The sequence below is a fragment of the Pseudoalteromonas sp. P1-13-1a genome (assembly GCF_001401875.1).
Taxonomy (GTDB): Bacteria; Pseudomonadota; Gammaproteobacteria; order Enterobacterales; family Alteromonadaceae; genus Pseudoalteromonas.
This window is the reverse complement of sequence record NZ_LKDV01000026.1, coordinates 14,421-32,553: the sequence shown is the minus strand read 5'-3', so window position 1 is coordinate 32,553 and position 18,133 is coordinate 14,421. Positions and strand designations below refer to the sequence as shown.

Annotated in this window: 13 protein-coding genes and 1 other RNA gene; 10 read left to right on the top strand and 4 right to left on the bottom strand. The window is 41.7% G+C overall.

From position 1 onward, the window contains the following. Position 1: 1 nt before the first annotated feature. The 4 genes from dnaE to AN391_RS14970 all read left to right on the top strand — a co-directional run bounded on the left by dnaE (position 2) and on the right by AN391_RS14970 (position 6,222). Complete coding sequence (dnaE, locus tag AN391_RS14985) at positions 2–3,493, top strand: DNA polymerase III subunit alpha (RefSeq protein ID WP_055016151.1); 3,492 nt, start codon at positions 2–4, stop codon at positions 3,491–3,493. A 16-nt stretch (positions 3,494–3,509) separates the two neighbouring features. Beyond that, complete coding sequence (accA, locus tag AN391_RS14980; protein WP_055016150.1) at positions 3,510–4,466, top strand: acetyl-CoA carboxylase carboxyl transferase subunit alpha; 957 nt, start codon at positions 3,510–3,512, stop codon at positions 4,464–4,466. A gap of 91 nt (positions 4,467–4,557) precedes the next feature. Continuing rightward, positions 4,558–5,862 carry a tRNA lysidine(34) synthetase TilS gene (gene tilS / locus AN391_RS14975; RefSeq protein ID WP_055016149.1) on the top strand — a complete coding sequence of 435 codons (1,305 nt, stop codon included), beginning with the start codon at positions 4,558–4,560 and terminating at the stop codon, positions 5,860–5,862. Further along, on the top strand, positions 5,863–6,222 hold the full coding sequence (locus tag AN391_RS14970; protein ID WP_055016148.1) for a hypothetical protein: 360 nt from the start codon (positions 5,863–5,865) through the stop codon (positions 6,220–6,222). A gap of 100 nt (positions 6,223–6,322) precedes the next feature. Here the strand turns inward: AN391_RS14970 and AN391_RS14965 are convergent, their stop codons facing one another. Beyond that, entirely contained in the window at positions 6,323–7,219 is an 897-nt protein-coding gene (locus AN391_RS14965; RefSeq protein WP_055016147.1) for a GGDEF domain-containing protein, read from the bottom strand. A 133-nt stretch (positions 7,220–7,352) separates the two neighbouring features. On the opposite strand from AN391_RS14965, the gene AN391_RS14960 reads away from it, so the two are divergent. After that, positions 7,353–9,326: a monovalent cation:proton antiporter-2 (CPA2) family protein gene (locus AN391_RS14960; RefSeq protein WP_055016146.1), complete on the top strand. Its 1,974-nt coding sequence runs from the start codon at positions 7,353–7,355 to the stop codon at positions 9,324–9,326. Between the two features lie 10 nt (positions 9,327–9,336). Here AN391_RS14960 and AN391_RS14955 read toward each other — a convergent pair whose 3' ends face one another. Beyond that, entirely contained in the window at positions 9,337–10,482 is a 1,146-nt protein-coding gene (locus AN391_RS14955; protein ID WP_055016145.1) for a patatin-like phospholipase family protein, read from the bottom strand. Between the two features lie 385 nt (positions 10,483–10,867). Here AN391_RS14955 and AN391_RS14950 point away from each other — a divergent pair, with 385 nt between their 5' ends. The 5 genes from AN391_RS14950 (at position 10,868) to AN391_RS14935 (ending at position 16,102) form a co-directional block, all read left to right on the top strand. Further along, a complete protein-coding gene (locus AN391_RS14950; protein WP_055016144.1) occupies positions 10,868–11,743 on the top strand; it encodes a DUF3014 domain-containing protein in 876 nt (291 codons plus the stop codon). Between the two features lie 138 nt (positions 11,744–11,881). After that, positions 11,882–11,978: signal recognition particle sRNA small type (gene ffs / locus AN391_RS20430), an RNA gene on the top strand. A 284-nt stretch (positions 11,979–12,262) separates the two neighbouring features. Then, on the top strand, positions 12,263–12,571 hold the full coding sequence (locus AN391_RS14945; RefSeq protein ID WP_055016143.1) for a hypothetical protein: 309 nt from the start codon (positions 12,263–12,265) through the stop codon (positions 12,569–12,571). A 219-nt stretch (positions 12,572–12,790) separates the two neighbouring features. Further along, positions 12,791–13,105 (top strand): hypothetical protein, encoded by a 315-nt coding sequence (locus AN391_RS14940; RefSeq protein WP_055016142.1) that lies wholly within the window; start codon positions 12,791–12,793, stop codon positions 13,103–13,105. 237 nt (positions 13,106–13,342) lie between these two features. Beyond that, entirely contained in the window at positions 13,343–16,102 is a 2,760-nt protein-coding gene (locus AN391_RS14935) for a response regulator (protein ID WP_055016141.1), read from the top strand. A gap of 19 nt (positions 16,103–16,121) precedes the next feature. On the opposite strand, the gene AN391_RS14930 is transcribed toward AN391_RS14935, so the two are convergent. Beyond that, positions 16,122–16,811, bottom strand: a complete 690-nt coding sequence (locus tag AN391_RS14930; RefSeq protein WP_055016140.1) for a DUF1826 domain-containing protein — start codon at positions 16,809–16,811, stop codon at positions 16,122–16,124. Further along, on the bottom strand, positions 16,811–18,010 hold the full coding sequence (gene zigA, locus AN391_RS14925; RefSeq protein ID WP_055016139.1) for a zinc metallochaperone GTPase ZigA: 1,200 nt from the start codon (positions 18,008–18,010) through the stop codon (positions 16,811–16,813). The genes AN391_RS14930 and zigA overlap by 1 nt, the downstream gene beginning before the upstream one ends. Between the last annotated feature and the right edge of the window lie 123 nt (positions 18,011–18,133).

Genomic DNA, 18,133 nt, shown 5'->3' with positions numbered 1-18,133 from the left:
AATGGCCGCTCCAGATTTTGTACATTTACGCGTTCATTCAGACTTTTCGATGGTCGACGGCCTAGCTAAAACAAAACCTATTGTTGCTAAAGCGCAGGAGCTCGAAATGCCAGCGCTGGCAATTACAGATCAAATGAACTTTTGTGGTTTGGTACGATTTTATGGTGCCACGCACAGTGCAGGCATTAAACCGATTGTCGGCGCTGATTTTTGGCTGCGCAGCCCAGAATTTCCAGACGAGCCTTGTCGCATTACGTTGCTAGCTAAAGACAACGACGGTTATAAAAATATTACCTTATTAATATCCGAAGCGTATCAACGCGGGCATATATTTCATCGCCCAGTGATTGACCGAGAATGGCTAATTAAGCACAAAGAAGGGCTTATTATTCTCTCAGGCGCAAAAGATGGTGACTTAGGTAAAGCCTTATTAAAAAATAACCCAGGCGTTATTGAATCTGTAGTGAGCTTTTATAAGCAGCATTTTAGCGATCATTACTATTTAGAGCTTATCCGTACCGACCGCCCACTTGAAGAAGACTACCTGCATATGGCGGTAGAGCTGGCACACAAAGAGCAGCTGCCAGTTGTTGCTACCAACGAAGTGGTATTTTTAAAACCTGAGAACTTTGAAGCGCACGAAATTCGCGTGGCTATTTTTGATGGCTACACCCTTGATGACAAACGCCGCCCTAAGCGCTTTTCACAAGAGCAATATTTAAAAACGCCTGAGCAAATGGCGGAACTATTTAGCGACATTCCTGAAGCACTGCAAAACACGGTAGAAATAGCTAAACGCTGTAACGTAACGGTGCAATTAGGCACGTACTTTTTGCCTGATTACCCCACAGGCTCGTTAAAAATTGAAGACTTTTTGGTTAAAGTTTCACAAGACGGCCTTGAAGAGCGCCTACAGTTTTTATTCCCTGATGAACAAGAGCGACAAGAAAAACGGGGCGAATACGACGCTCGCTTAAAAGTAGAGCTAGATGTAATTAACCAAATGGGTTTCCCAGGCTACTTCTTAATCGTAATGGAGTTTATTCAGTGGAGTAAAGATAACAATATTCCAGTGGGGCCAGGGCGTGGTTCGGGTGCCGGTTCATTAGTGGCGTATGCCCTTAAAATAACCGACCTAGATCCGCTGGAATTTGACTTACTCTTTGAGCGATTCTTAAACCCTGAACGTGTATCAATGCCCGATTTCGATGTCGACTTTTGTATGGATAGGCGTGATGAGGTAATTGACCACGTATCGGCATTGTATGGGCGGGACGCGGTATCACAAATTATTACCTTTGGTACGATGGCCGCAAAAGCAGTAATACGTGATGTAGGCCGTGTACTTGGCCACCCTTATGGGTTTGTTGATCGCATTTCTAAATTGATCCCAGGCGATCCGGGGATGACCCTTGCCAAAGCGTTTGAAGTAGAGCCGCGTTTGCAAGAAGCCTACGATGGCGACTCAGAGGTAAAAGATTTAATCGACATGTGTCGCATCCTTGAAGGGTGTACACGTAATGCCGGTAAACACGCCGGTGGTGTTGTAATATCGCCGACGACCATTACCGACTTTGCTGCACTTTATTGCGATGACGAAGGTAAGTTTCCGGTTACCCAGTTTGATAAAAACGACGTAGAAACAGCGGGGCTGGTAAAGTTCGATTTCTTGGGCTTACGTACACTGACCATTTTACAATGGGCGGTAGATATGACCAACGAGCGAATGAAGCGCGAAGGTAAAGACCCCGTTGATATAAACACCATTCCACTGGATGATAAAAAAAGTATAGAGCTATTGCTGCGCGCCGAAACAACCGCGGTATTCCAGCTAGAATCGCGCGGCATGAAAGACCTCGTACGCCGATTAAAGCCCGATTGTTTTGAAGATATGATTGCATTGGTAGCCTTGTTCCGCCCAGGCCCGCTGCAATCAGGCATGGTAGATAACTTCATTGACCGTAAGCTTGGCCGAGAAGAAATTTCTTACCCCGATGCCCAATATCAACACGAAAGCTTAAAGCCCATACTTGAGCCTACTTACGGCATTATTTTGTACCAAGAACAAGTAATGCAAATTGCCCAGGTACTTGCAGGTTATACGCTTGGTGGCGCCGATATGCTACGTCGTGCAATGGGTAAGAAAAAACCCGAAGAAATGGCTAAGCAGCGTTCAACCTTTGAAGAAGGCGCTCGCAATAATGGTATAGACGGCGAACTGGCAATTAAAATTTTCGACCTGGTAGAAAAATTCGCCGGTTATGGTTTTAATAAATCTCACTCGGCAGCGTATGCACTGGTATCGTACCAAACGCTGTGGATGAAAACGCACCATCCGGCAGAATTTATGGCTGCGGTAATGTCGGCCGATATGGATAACACCGACAAAATAGTGATCTTGGTGGATGAATGCGAAAACATGAAGCTCACCTTATTACCGCCTGATGTAAACGCCGGAGAATTTAAGTTTACGGTTAACCTCAAAGGTGAAATTGTTTACGGTATTGGTGCTATTAAAGGTGTAGGTGAAGCGCCGGTAGAGGCCATTTTAGAAGCGCGCGCAAAAGGCGGCCCGTTTAAAGACTTATTTGATTTTTGTGCCCGTGTAGATTTAAAACGCTTAAATAAACGGGTAACCGAAAAATTAATTTACGCCGGTGCACTTGACCAACTAGGGCCAGAGAAAACTCAAGCAGGGCGCGCAACATTACTGGCAAGTTTAAAAGATGCCATGCGCGCAGCCGATCAGCACAACAAAGCTGAGCAACTTGGGCAAAGCGATTTATTTGGCTTACTGGCTACCGAGCCTGATGAAGTTGAACAAGCCTTTATAAAAGCCACGCCGCTTACCGATAACCAGTGGCTTGATGGCGAAAAAGACACCCTAGGCCTTTATTTAACAGGGCATCCGATAAATCAGTATCGGCGCGAGCTTAGACATTACACCAGCGGTAAGCTGGTGGATTTACAGCCAACTAATCGTGATGTACTCTCTACGGCGGCGGGGTTAGTCATTTCAGCGCGGACCTTAATTAATAAAAAAGGAAATCGTTGGGGCTTAATAACTTTAGATGACAAGAGCGCCCGTATTGATGTACGCTTGTTTCCTGAACAGTTCGAAATGTACCAAGAAATGCTTCAAGTAAACAATATCTTGGTAATATCTGGACAGGTCAGCTTTGATAACTTCTCCGGTGGCATTACAATGACCGCCAGAGAAATAAACACCATTGCTCAAGCGCGTGAAAAACGCCTCAAAGCGATTAAAATGACGCTGAACATGGTGCAAATCGAGGCAGGTTTCTTCGATAAATTACAAAAAGTACTCGAACCTTATAAAATGGGAACGTGTCCGATCAAGGTTTATTACCAGCGCCCCGATGCGTTGGCCCAATTAACCCTAGGGATCGAATGGTGTGTTACGCCCAGCGACGACTTAATTCACAAGTTATCACTTATGGCGGCACAAGATGTAGAACTAGAATTTAACTGATTAGGTAGTTTAGAGCATGAGCCTCAATTATCTTGATTTTGAGCTTCCGATTGCAGAATTAGAAGCAAAAATTGAAGAATTACAAAGCATAAGCCGCGCTGGCGAATTAGACCTTGAGTTAGAAGAGGAAGTCAGCAAACTAAAAGAAAAAAGCGCTAAGCAAAAAGAGGAAATATTCTCAAATTTAGGCGCTTGGCAAGTATCGCAGTTAGCGCGTCATCCGTTGCGTCCTTACACTCGAGATTATATCGAGCGCATTTTCACGGAATTTGACGAGTTGGCAGGCGATCGTACTTTTGCAAACGATCCGGCTATTTTAGGCGGTGTAGCGCGTTTAGATGGCGAGCCAGTTATGGTTATTGGCCAGCAAAAAGGTCGCGATACAGCTGAAAAAATTAAACGTAACTTTGGTATGCCAAAACCAGAAGGCTACCGCAAGGCCTTACGTTTAATGGAAATGGCTGAGCGTTTTAAAATGCCAATTATGACCTTTATCGACACGCCAGGGGCATACCCAGGCGTTGGCGCTGAAGAGCGCGGTCAGTCTGAGGCAATTGCACGTAACCTAAAAGTAATGGCGGCACTTAAAGTACCCACGATTTGTACGGTTATTGGCGAAGGCGGCTCAGGGGGGGCATTAGCCATTGGTGTTGGCGACAGAGTAAACATGTTGCAATACAGCACGTACTCAGTAATTTCGCCAGAAGGCTGTGCCTCAATTTTATGGAAAAGCGCAGACAAAGCACCACTAGCTGCAGAAGCCATGGGTGTTACAGCAGAGCGTGTTAAAGAGCTTGATTTAATTAACAACTTAGTTGAAGAGCCTTTAGGCGGTGCACACCGCAATTACGATGCTATGGCACGTAACTTAAAAACACGTTTAAAGCGCGACCTTGCAGACTTACAAGCGCTATCGCTTGAAGAGATGCTAGAGCAACGCTACAAACGTTTAATGTCGTTTGGTTACTGCTAATTAGCTAATCATTGCATTTATTATTAAAAAAGGCCGCTTATGCGGCTTTTTTGTTTTAAAATACTGCAAACATTAAATTTAAAGCGTATCCATGCAAGCTTCACCCATTTATCAGCACGTTAAACAGGCCCTTGAGCATTTTTTTAAGCACCAGCAGTATAACTTTACGGTGGCGCTTTCGGGTGGTGTGGATTCGGTGGTGTTGCTTCATGTAATGCATTTACTAAAGCAGGAAATACCAACGTTAAACGTAAACGCGATTTATGTTAATCATGGTTTAAGCCAGTACGCTAATGACTGGCAGCGCTTTTGCCAAAACGTATGTACTGAGCTAAATGTTCCGTTTAATGCCGCGCATGTAACAATCAACCCACAAGCACGAACAAGTCTTGAAGCGCAAGCTCGAGAGGCACGTTACAAAGCACTTGATGAGCTAAGCCCCGTGGGCAGTGTTATTTTGCTAGGGCAGCATTTAAACGATCAAATAGAAACATTTTTACTGCGTTTAAAGCGCGGCTCTGGTTTAAAAGGGTTAGGCGCAATGCAAAAATTGCGTGAATTACCAAGCGGGCGAATATGCTACAGGCCGCTTTTAAGTATTACGCGCAGTGATATAGAGCACTTTGCCACAGAGTTTAATATTACGCATATTATAGATGACTCAAATACAGATGAGCGATTTGATCGTAATTTTTTGCGTGCACGTGTAGTGCCTTTACTTGCAAAGCGTTTTAGAGGGTTTGAGCACTGTGCAGGGCGTAGCATTGAGTTACTACAGCAACAACAAGCGCTACTTGATGAATACACTGAGCTTGACTTAAAACAAAGTATAAACGCCCAACAAGCATTGAGTGTTAGCCAAATAACCACATACAGCGATGTGCGTATAACTAATGTAGTGCGTGCTTGGCTTAGCTTATTTACCCAAGTCATGCCCTCACAAAAGCAGCTTTTGCAAATAATTAATCAAGCCATAAATGCGCAGGCTGATGCGCAAATGCAAGTTGATTTAAGTGAGGGGCAAATACGTCGCCATCAAGGTTTTTTGTATTTTGTAACACCACACATACCCTTAGCTGATGAAGCGCTAACAGGTAATGAGCTTTTACTTAATGATGGGCGCGTATTAATAAAGCAACAAGGCAAAGGCCTGCGAGCCCCATTACCTAATGAACAAGTAATAGTGCGTTTTAATTGCAATAGTGTGCGTATAAGGCCAGTAAATAAACCCGGCAGCAATACGCTTAAACATTGGTTTAAAGATGCAAAAGTAGCCCCATGGCTAAGAGGGCGTGTGCCGTTAATATTTTATAACGATGAACTTGTACAAGTAGTGGGATATTTTGTAAGTGAAAAGCATAAAGACGAAAATGGTATTTTTTGGGAGTGTAAATAAATGAGTCAACAGCCACATGTAGGCTTATCGTTAGTTAATAAAGCACCTATAGGCATGGTAATAACAGCGTTAGTTGCCGTTATAGCCAATGTATTGCTAGAGCTAAATATTATTACGCTTGGTTATGCTGTAACCGGCGGCATCGTTTCGGCCGTTTTATTACTTGCTTATTGGCTAGGCAAAGGCGGGTTATTTTTTATTTTAGGGGTGAGTATTCCACTGGTATTAGTATTATTAACACCGCTTGCAAGTATTGCGGCATTATTAAATTTAGTGAGTGGCTTCTTTTTTGGCTTTTGTGCAGCATTGCTTATTTATAAATTAGTTAAACCAGCTGATATAAATAAACCTAATTTGTAAGGCTTTAGCTATGAGTGCAACGTTTTAGAATGAAGTTTTTTGCAATAAAAAAGCCTAGCGGGGGAAGCTAGGCTTTTTTATTAATTCAGCTACGTAAATATTAATAGGCTTTAGCGCAGTTACGTCCTGATGCTTTGGCTTTGTATAAGCCTTTGTCTGCACGAGCGAATATCTCTGTTTCGCAATCTTGGCTATTGGCTAGGGTAAAGCCAATGCTGGTGGTTACTTTGTATTTAGCCATTAAGCTTGAGTTTCTGACTAAGTGCATTATGCGCTCAGCAATCACTTTATTTGTAGTGAATTCGGGGTCTTCAATAATTAAAGAAAACTCATCGCCACCAAATCTAAACACAGAGTCGGTGCCACGTATGCTACTGCAAAGTACCTGCGAAAACTCTTTCAATACATCGTCACCTACTTTGTGGCCATAATTGTCATTTACTTGTTTAAAGTTATCTAAATCAAGCAGCATTAAACTAAAAGGGCGTTGGTAACGGCGACAGTTTTCGAGCTTTTGCGATAAAATGTCATTAAATTGACTGCGGTTATTTAATCCGGTGAGCGCATCTTTTGTAGCAAGCTTTAACACTCGGCTATACATCATTGCGTTACGCAGTGGGTATACAAGGGCGCTGTGCAAGGCACGTAATTTAGCTTCAATTGCCTTACTAATAGGGTATTGGCTAAAGTAAATTAGCTGCCCTAAATGCTCACGACCAATAGCTAAATCGTAAGAGTATGGGCTAGCATTGATGTTACTGTCTGAGGTTTGTGCAGTACCGAGCGTTGATTGAAACTGCAGCCCTGAAAAGTTAAGTAGTTGTTTGGCAAATTTTGCATATATAGCCAATACATCTTCTATTACAAGGCTTGTTTGCAGTTCAGTTACTAAATCGTGCGTTGCCGCTGTTTCGTTTGTGTGTGTTTGTTCTGCCGAAAACGGCAAAAAATCGCCGCGGCCAGACACGCGTTGTGTCAAAATATGGACATTTTCCATTAAAATCTTCCCCCAGGGTGTTACTTTGCAATAACCAAGCTATTTTTATGCCATATTTTAAAATTGCTTGATAAACATATGGTTGCTATATTTAAGGCTCATTTCCTAGTTTTATTGACGCTGGAGGCCGAGTTTGCAAAGTATAAACGCTCAAATTTTTGGCTTATTAGTGGCGGCGGTACTTTTTGTATGGTTTTTTAAGCGCCTTGGCTTGCCGCCTATTTTAGCGTATTTAGCAACGGGTGTTTTAGCCGGTAGCCATGGCATTGGCTGGCTTACTCAATCTCACGAAATAGAGTTTATTGCTGAGCTGGGCATCGTATTTTTACTGTTTAGTTTAGGGCTCGAATTTTCTATATCGCGGCTAATGGCTATGCGCAATATTGTGTTTGGTCTGGGCTCGTTACAAGTTGGTGTGACCAGCTTGCTCTTCATTATTATTTTATATTGCTTAGATTTTTCCTTACTCACCAGTTTTACCATTGGCACAATTATGGCGCTTTCTTCAACTGCTGTGGTAGTAAAATTATTAAAAGAAACAGGCGAGCTAAATCAGCGTCGTGGCCAGCTGGCGGTGGGCGTATTGCTGTTTCAAGATATTGCCGTTGTACCCTTACTTATTATTTTGCCATTGTTTGCCTCAAGCGACTCGCAAAGTATTAGTTGGGCGCTGGCATTTGCGCTAACAAAAGGCGCGTTTGTGTGCTTATTACTGTGGGCGATTGGTAAATGGGTGTTGCCTAAAGTATTTAAAGAAATAGCGCAGGTACGAACCGATGAGCTGTTTGTACTTACTACTATTTTGGTGGCGTTATTTGCCGGCTTTTTAACTTACATGTTTGGTTTATCTATGGCGCTTGGGGCATTTTTAGCCGGCATGATGCTAGGAGAGAGCCATTACCGCCATCAGCTAGAGGCCGATATAAGACCCTTTCGCGATATATTAATGGGGCTGTTTTTTGTCACTGTGGGAATGCAGCTCGACATTTTATTTGTGCTTTCGCACGGGGTAGTAATTATCGGTGCGTTATTTGGTTTATTAATATTAAAAATTACCGTGCTGGCTTTAAGTGCCCGATTAATGCATGAGCGCAATCAAGACTCGCTGGCGTGCGGCATTATGCTGTGGCAAATGGGTGAATTTGGCTTTGTGCTTATTGCTTTGGCAAGTCAGCATGCGTTATTAAATTCAGAGCAAGCCTCATTTTTAATTGCCTTAGGGGTGCTTTCGATGGCACTAACCCCATTTTTAATTGATAAAACCCCACTTATTTTAAAGCAATTAGGCATTTTAGATCACCCCAGTATGGCGAGGGAAAGCGAGCCTAAAAGTAGCACTTTATATAACGATCATGTGGTTATTTGCGGCTTTTCACGCGTAGGACAAACTATAGCGCGATTTTTAAAACCCGAAGCCATAGATTACGTTGCCATAGAAAGTAACCCTATTTTGGTACAAGAGGGCAAAGCTGCAGGTGAGCCGGTAATATTTGGCTATGTAAAACAAAAAGATATTTTAAAGTGCGCAGGGGTAGAGCGAGCACGCTTAGTGATTATCACCTTTACAGAACTTGAGCACGCACACGTGGTTATAGATGCCATAAAGCAACTGGCGCCAAACGTTAAAATACTAATAAGAACCCGCGACGACAGCCAATTAAACAACTTAAAAGAGCTCGGTGTTACTGAGGTGGTACCTGAGTCGCTAGAGGCAAGCTTAATGTTGGTTTCCCATGTGTTGTCCATGTCGGGTGTCCCGATGACACGCATTGTGCGCCGTGTGAGTAAAGAGCGCCGTAATCGCTACCCGCTTATGCAAAGTTTTTACGCCGGCTATTTTAAAGACAGCGAAGAAACCTCCTCTGAGCGCTTAGAATACTTACACGTAGTTGCGTTGCCGGATCAAGCCTATGCGGTGGATAAAACAATAGACGAGCTTAACTTATCTAAACGCCGCGTGACCGTAAAAGCTTTGCGCCGAGAAGGCCAAGAAATAGACGACCCCTCAACCAACACCACATTGTGCGCAAACGATGTACTGGTACTGCAAGGTAAACCAAGGCGGGTAGAGCGAGTAGAGCATTACCTTCTTGATGGGCTTGAATAAAACAACTGCTTTAGTCTAGCTCTAAAAATTGGCGTATTTCAGGGAGCTTTTTCATGCCATCTTCGTAGCCAATTTGAATAAGGTGCTGAGTGTAGCGTTTTTCGAATAATAAATAGCTAGTTAAACTTGATTGCGAGTGTTTTTTCACACCAATTGTTCGCAGCAGCAACTTAATAGCCCACGGCATATCGCTGTAGTATTGCGCGGCAATATCGTTAAAGTTTTTTGATGGGTTAATAATACAGGTTTCTATTTGTTTTAGCTCTTGATGTTTGTCGCGCGCCGGAAGCAGGCCCAAAGTACGATTTACACGCTCAAGGCGCTCAAGGTCGGCTTGCATGGTGTCGCTAAATACACTATCGAGTAAATGGCCAGCCACAGCAGAAAGCCCAGGGTAGTGGGGCGAATACCCTGCAGGGTGAGACTCTTTTGGCTGGTCTACACCAATAATAAATATTTTTTCGGCGCCCAAGTGAATAGATGGGCTGAGTGGTGAAAGTTGGTGAATAGAGCCATCGCCAAAATAATGGTTAAACACATTCACACTTGGAAACACCATAGGAATAGCACTTGATGCCATTAAATGCTCAACATTAATGCGCATTGGGCGCCCTTCTCGCTTAGCGCGTTGCCAGGGCTTATTAGTGTTTGACTGAAAAAACGCAACGGAGTCACCGGTTGTATAGCTTGAAGCCGTAATAGAAATCGCTTCTAAATAATTGCGGTGTAAATTCCGTTCAATGCGGTGCAGGTCTAAAATTTCGTTTAATAAACCACGTAAAGGGCGGTTATTTAGCAAACTGCCAGGTGGATGGTTTATGTGCTCAGACTGAAAACTGGTTAATATATTGCGTGCGATATGGCCAAATACACTTAAAAAGTCGCTTTTGTAGACCATAGACGTTGAAAAGTTCTTCCATACCGACTCAAGCTTGCGTACCGCCAAATGCGCACACGAGGCATAGCAGGCTAAAGCTGCAGAATTGATCGCGCCTGCAGAAGTGCCGTTAATAATTCTAAAGGGCAATGGTGCGGTGCGGGGCATACTATGGGCAAGCGCTTTGAGTACGCCTACTTGATAAGCAGCGCGAGCGCCACCACCTGTAAGTAATAGGGCTATTTTAGGTTTATGTGGGTCAACTTGCTGGATTTTCATAGTGATGCTTGAACTGCTTAACGTCTTTTCTTTATTTATCAACTTTAAGTCTTTAAGCTAGAAGAATCAAAGAATAACTGAGTTACTATGGCTGGTTGTTCTAATTAGTAAGTGTAGGTTTATATACTAAAGCCTATATTAAAAGTAATAGTGATTACCAATAGTGAATTTTTTCCACTCAGGGTACTCTGAGTAATACCAATTCGCTTAATTAAGTGATCTATTTTGAGGCTGGAAAAACGTGTTGATAGCTAGGCAAAAAATTTGCTATTTAGTTGTTCTAAATGAGAATTTTTTAACGCAGGTAGTGACACGTTTAGCCCCGCAAAATGATTAAGTATTATTGCGGATTGGTATAATATGCATTTAAATTTATGGAGTTTGTATGTCAGATAAACCAGAAGCGTCAGATGTTCAAAAACGTCCGCCTAAAAACAATTTTTTATTCGCCGTTATTATTCTAATCATTTTAGTGTGTGCCGCTGCGTTCGTTTTGCTGTCGCCCACTGATGAGCCGCAAACTCGTACAGAGGTAGAGCAAACACCTAAAGAGCAACCGGTAATGGAGCTTAAACCTGAAAACGATCCTGTGGTTGAAGCGCCTTCGGTAAAGCCAGAAAAACCAGCTGAACTTGCAGTTCCAGCGCAGCGTCCTGCTGAGCCAGAGCCTGAAGTTGAGCCATTACCAACCCTTGATGAAAGCGACACCGTAGTGGTTGCTAAAATGGATGAATACCTAAGCGACTCTGTAATGAGCCTAATGGTCACCGACGATGTAATTCGCCGTGGTGTTGTATTTATAGATAACATTGCCAAAGGCAAAATTGCTAAAAAGCATACGCCCGTAGTTAAGCCAGAAGAAGAATTTAGCGTGAACGAAGGAGATATTTTAACTATTGACCCTAATAGCTACGAGCGCTACACCCCGTATGTAAAAGTATTTACGAGCATGAGCGCCGCCCAAGCTGTGCGCATGTACGAGCAATACAAGCCATTAATCAACAGCGCGTACAGTGAAATTGGTTACGGCGATGATGAATTTAATCAAACCCTAGAAGATGCTATTGAGTTATTACTCGATACACCGGAGCCAGAAGGCGAGTTACCGCTACTGCGTGACTCGGTTACTTATCAGTATGCGTTTTCTGAATGGGAGCAATTACCGGCTGCACAAAAACAGCTATTACGTATGGGCCCAGAAAACATGAAAAAAGTAAAAGCAGCACTGCGTAAAATTAAAGCCGAGTTAGAGCGTAATTAATAGGCATTAAAGGCTGTTTTTAACCGCGATTGTATATGAAGTATGCAATCGCACTTTCTTTTTTGATTATCCCTTGAATAACACTCCAAAAGTAGAGATAATCCTTCCCGCGCCAACCAAGGCCCTCAATGGTAGTCTTATTGGTCCTCTCGCAACACTAGCAGGCGAACCTGGTCAGGCCCGGAAGGGAGCAGCCACAGTTTGTGACGTGTGTGCCGAGATGTGGCTGGTAAGACTGCCACCCAAATTCCTCATTTGGGTGAAAATACATTCCTTTTTAAATTATCTATTACTAACACCGTTAAATATTAAGCATTACGATTGTTGTTTATCTAATATTACTGCTTCTTCATTTGGGGGTATTCCTACATCAGTAACTTTTGAATCTGTATTAACTTATTATTTACAGGTACTTATTCGAGAGCTAAGATTAATGCATTATTATATATGAACATTTTTCAATTTATAAAACGACAAATGTCGAGACAAAGTTGTTGGGTGTTTTTTTGAGGCTAGTTAATGAATAAAGAAAAATTAATTCTCCAAAGTTGGTTAACTAAAATAGAAAATGATAGACCACCTTTATGTATGCGTGCTTGGTTTAACCCAGCCTTATGGCTTATGTTAGCTCTTGTAATACTAATTTTACTTCAACTCGGCGAAAACAAGGAAATCAGCACAATTGTGGTTGTTGCGTGCTCATCTTTACTTGGTTTAGTCATTGGGTTTATTTCATCACTTCAAGCAAGTTTAAAACAGTGGCCCTATATTAAAAAGCATATAAATACAGAAAGTATAAAAAGTAGAATGAGTGAATTAAACACATAATAAGCTGTTTGACAGAACGTTATAAACATAAGTAATCGGTGAGTTGTTTATTTTACTTAAAGTATTAAAAGTGTTTTTGTTGTTACTCTGTGTTTCATTTTTCTCCTACTTTTGGGTAGTAAAGCATTTTAGCTTATTTACCAATTGCAACGGCTTTTATAGTATCACAAATCCAATTGTTGCTTAGTGCTTTTAGGCGTAGTACACCACGGAGGCTTTATGCGGATCATTTTTACAATCACATTGTTTTTATTCTTGCCGTTTACCGCACTAGCAGATGAAACAATCACTATTTATGTAAAAGAATCAAATTATTTAACTAGCAACTCCAACGCGAAACTCACTTTTTCTGAGCTAGAGGATAAATTACAGTCAGTAAATGTTTCAACGGTGATTCTCGATGTAGACTATTGTGCAGGACCAGAAACATTAGCTAATGCCTATTTAGCAATCGCGAATGCTAAACCTCTGCTTAAAGATATTAAGTTAAATTTAAGTGGAAGTCATAACAAGAGTAAGTGTAAAAACATATAACACGCTTTTTGATGGTGTTTATAAGCGCTAAATAACCTACCTATGTGTTGCCGGCTAATTGCACACCTTTTCTTTTAAATAATTTTGCTACCTAAGGTTGTTTGTTTTTTATAGGGTGTAATGTTTACCTGTTCCTGATTTATTGCAGCTAGACAACCTTTGTCTTGTACGTAATAATGTAAAAATTACATTAATTTTAACATGTAAAGTGTTAACAAAGTGCCCCAAGGTTAATTAATGCCACAAAGAAGTAAGTGGACACTCGCTGTTTTATTAGGGTTATTAGGCGGGTTAGTAAATCTCTCGCCATTGTATTTTTTCGACAGCTCCGAATTTTTGTTTGGGCAATTGTTTGTTTTATGCAGCTTGGTATTTACTGGACTGCGTTACGCGTGCTTAAGCCTTGCCATTGTTTCTGGCTTTTTACTTTATAGGTGGGGCCATTGTTGGCCGAGTATTGTGTATTTACTCGAGCTTTGTTGGCTTTATGTTTTTTGTTTACGCCGCTCTAAACCTATCCTTCCTCTGGGCAGCGTATTTTGGTTATGTATAGGTTTACCCTTTGTATGGGTTATAGGCCAATTTGTTATTGGCTTAGCTTGGTTAACGCTCATAGTCGCCATATCAAAGTACTTAATTAATGCGCTAATAAGCTTAGCAGTGGTTGATTTATTTAGCGTATTTGTACCTTACGCTAGCCGTGCGTATCAGGGGCGGCCACTGGCAAAAATTTTAAGCTATGTGGTTAGTGTCATTATTATTTTAGTGGTATTGCTAACCAGTGTTATTTTAGTTAACGACCACCATGCGCGCTTAGAGTATGAAGTAAACGCACAACTAGAAGAAAAAGCCGAGTCTATTAGCACGCAATTAAATGATTATTTAGCATTTCATAGAAACGCCATTGTTATGAGTAGCGATGCCATAGGGGCAGGGACCCCCAGCAAGATGCAGCTTGAGCGACTCATGTTTTTATTCCCAGGTTTTACCACCAGCTTGTATGCAAACCCCGATGGCTTTGTAGAGCTTAGTTCGCCTAACGATTTAATTAAAGGGCTTAGCCTTGCGCAGCGCAGCGTTAAAGACAGAGCATATTTTACTCAAGCGCAGGACCATCCACTTGGTTACACCAGTGGTGTGTTTCAAGGGCGCGGCCTAGGTAATGAGGCTATTGTAGCGCTCTCTGCGCCTATTTATCGTAACAACACGTTTTATGGTGTAGTAGAAGGGTCTTTAAAGCTAGATCGCTTGGAGCGATTTATACCCAACTTATTTGAGTACACGGGCGACTTAGTGGTGCTAGATGCGCATCAAAAGGTGGTATTTAGCTCGCTTGATGAATTTAAAATACTGAGCCATTTTAGCGAACAAGGCTTTAACACCAGTAATTTAGGTGATAAAAACTTATTTCGTTCAACTAAAAACGAGGTGTACCATAGTTCTCGGTATATTGACTCGCAAAACAATTGGCAAGTTATTACCTTTTACAACCGTAAACATTTAAGTATGGCGGTGGCAAAAGCGTGGCTTCCTACCATTTTGCTAAGTGCGATACTGATGATTTTAGTGGTTATTTTTATACACCAACTTGCTAATTTATTAGTTCAGCCAATTACTAGTTTAACTACGTTAATGCAAAGTTTTAGTAAAACCAAAACGCACACGTTTAATACAGACTCCAGTTGGCATGAAGTATTACAATTGCAGCAGCAATTTGAACTATTGGCCAACGCTCTCCAGCGTTCAATAGAAAACCTGCAAGCATCTAATACCAGAAACCAAGGATTAAATACTCAACTTAGCGAATTTAATCAGCAGCTAGAAAGCAAAGTAACTGAGCAAACTACAGAGCTTAAAAAAGCGGTGAATAGGGCTAATTTAGCCAATGTAGCTAAATCGCAGTTTTTAGCGAACATGAGCCACGAGTTGCGTACGCCTATGAATGGTATTTTGGGCATGGGAGAGGTGTTACTGCGCGATAATTCATTAACTGATGAGCAACGTGAGCTGTTAAATACACAGCAAAAAAGTGCACAAAATTTACTGAAAATTTTAAACGACATTTTAGATTTTTCTAAAATAGAAGCCAACGCAATGGAAATAAGCCCGCGGGCTACTAATCTTGCGCCGTTTATTGCCAATATAAAATCGTTGTTTTCGCCTATTGTAAGTTCGGATCAAGTCGAGTTTATTGTTGAGCAAAGTGACAGACTGCCAGATTGCGTAAAAGTAGATGATCTTCGCTTAAACCAAGTGATTATTAATTTGCTCTCTAATGCGTATAAGTTTACTGAGCGCGGTTTTGTGCGTTTATCGTTTGATTATGAAAATGGGCAACTTTTAGTAAGTGTAGCCGATAGCGGTATTGGTATTGAAAAAGATCAACAAGCGCTGTTATTTAGCGAGTTTACACAAGCAGATGTAGGTGTTGCACGTAAATATGGCGGTACAGGATTAGGGTTAGCGATTAGCCAAGGGTTAATAAAAAAAATGCAGGGTGAAATTACCCTTAATAGCGAGCCTGGCAAAGGCAGCATACTCAAGTTTTACGTGAGTGCACCTAAAGCACAGTCAAACAAACCAAAGCCCGTTAAACAACAACAGTCGCTGCCAAATTTGAACGATAAAACACTATTATTAGTTGAAGATAACCCCATAAATCGTCAAGTAATTGCAAAAATGTTAGAGCCCACTAAGGCAAACTTAGTAATGGCAACCGACGGTATAGAAGCGCTGAAAGTACTTGAAGGCAACCGATTTGATTTAATTTTAATGGATTGCCAAATGCCTAATATGGATGGCTACGAATGTACCCAAACGATTAGGGCTAATGAGGTAAACACTAAAGCTCATGTCCCTATTGTGGCGATTACTGCTAATGCCTACGAAGATGATAAGCAGCGTTGTTTAAGCGTAGGTATGGATGACTTTGTTTCTAAACCGGTTAATACGCAAGGCTTGTATGATGTAATCACCAGGGTGATAAACGCGCACTAGTTTATCACCGAAGCAAATTTTAAATAAAATCGAGGGTGAGCAATAAGCGTTGCTCGTTTGCAGCGACCGGTGGTGAACGGTGCACTAAGCCTGCGCCTTCGTTTTCGTCCCAGTATTCACCTTTAAGTAGGGCAATATCGCCTTGATTTAGCTGATTAATATGGCTGGTTGATGTAAATAAGCCAGACTCTTCATCGGGCTTACCTAAATTACCAGCCCCCAATTTTGAGCGGTCTACATCGCTGTGATTTAGCCACTGCGTTGCAACCCCTTGATAAGTTGCTACTAGTCGGCATGGAATTTTGTCTACATGAAAACGCGGGCACATGGGGTTGTTTAACACTTTTAGCCTTAAACCCGCACGTTTTAAATCAAACAAGCAGCAAAACATTTCAATGAGTAGGGCTATATCTTCACATAGCGCTTTAGCTTCATTGTAATTTTGTTCTGTTGGCTTTAGCGCTTTAATTAATTGATCAAACGCATTATCGGGCGATAGTGCAAGTTCAAGTGGTTTTAATGCATTTGTATTTATGAGCGTATTAACCGCCTCTGTTAATGTGCTTTCGAGGTTTCTTTGCCAAACCGCAATGTTGATATTTTCGTTATAAATTTGCGGTAGCACGTTGGCATCACTATTTATAGCTGCACGTCTATGTAGTGGTTCGGTGGGTTTTACTTGCGCTGATAAAGGAGCTAGGGCGTTCATTATAATTCCTCCCAAATTGGAAACGGATCGTTGTAGGTTCTCCAAAAATCTTTACCTTTAAGTACGGCATCTTCAGGCAGTAGGCAGTCATCTAGCGCTTTAATCATGGCTTGCTTATTTAATGATTGACCAATAAACACCAGCTCTTGGCGCATATCGCCAAAGGGTTCTACCCATTTGCTGTTTATATCGGCAAGTAGCTCAGGATCGGTTGGCCAGTCTTTTTTAGGGATGGCTTTATAAAACATGCCTGCAAACCCATAGTGGGCAATGCCGCCTGCTTGGTTCCACTGGCCGCAAAATAGCGGGCGTGTGGCAAGCCAAAAGTAGCCTTTAGAGCGAATGAGCTTGCCAAATTGCTCAGTACCGTGCAAAAACGTATAAAACTTTTCAGGGTCAAACGGGCGATGGGCAATGTAATTAAAGCTGCTAATACCGTATTCTTCAGTCTCAGGGATGTGCTCACCGCGCATTTCTTTAAGCCAGCCAGGGGCTTGTTTTGCGCGTTCAAAGTCAAAAAGGCCGGTGTTAATTACTTTATTAATATCAACTTTTCCAGCTGATATAGGGATGATTTCAGCTTGGGTATTGAGTGTGTTTAAAATAGCTGTGAGTTTATTTAATTGTGCTTTGGTGACTAAGTCGGTTTTACTTATTAAAATTACATCGGCAAATTCAACTTGGTCAATAAGTAGATCGGTAACGCTTCGCTCGTCCTCTTCACCAAGGGATTCACCTGTATCTTGTAAGTCGTTAGCTTGCTCGTAATCAGTTAAAAAATTAACCGCATCAACCACCGTTACCATAGTATCAAGAGTGGCAATATCTCCTAGCGATACGCCATTTTCATCAGCAAAGGTAAATGTTTCGGCAACAGGCAGTGGCTCAGAAATACCGGTTGACTCAATAACGAGATGATCAAAACGACCTTCTTTTGCAAGTTTGCTTACCTCTAACAGTAAATCTTCACGCAGCGTGCAGCAAATACAGCCATTACTCATCTCTACGAGTTTTTCATCGCTGTGACTGAGCGATATATCGTTTTTAATAGTGGCGGCATCTATGTTTATGTCGCTCATATCGTTAACTATAACAGCCACTTTTTTAGCTTGGCGGTTGTTAAGAATGTGGCTAAGAACGGTTGTTTTACCAGCGCCTAAAAAGCCTGATAACACTGTGACGGGCAGTTTATTTATCATTTAATTTTACTTACTAATATGTATTTATTGGTATGTTATATTGTATCAATTAAATATTCTAGCCGTAGTATGCTTTTTTAATGAATGTAGTTTTACTAGGTACTTGTAAGGAAATAGATATAA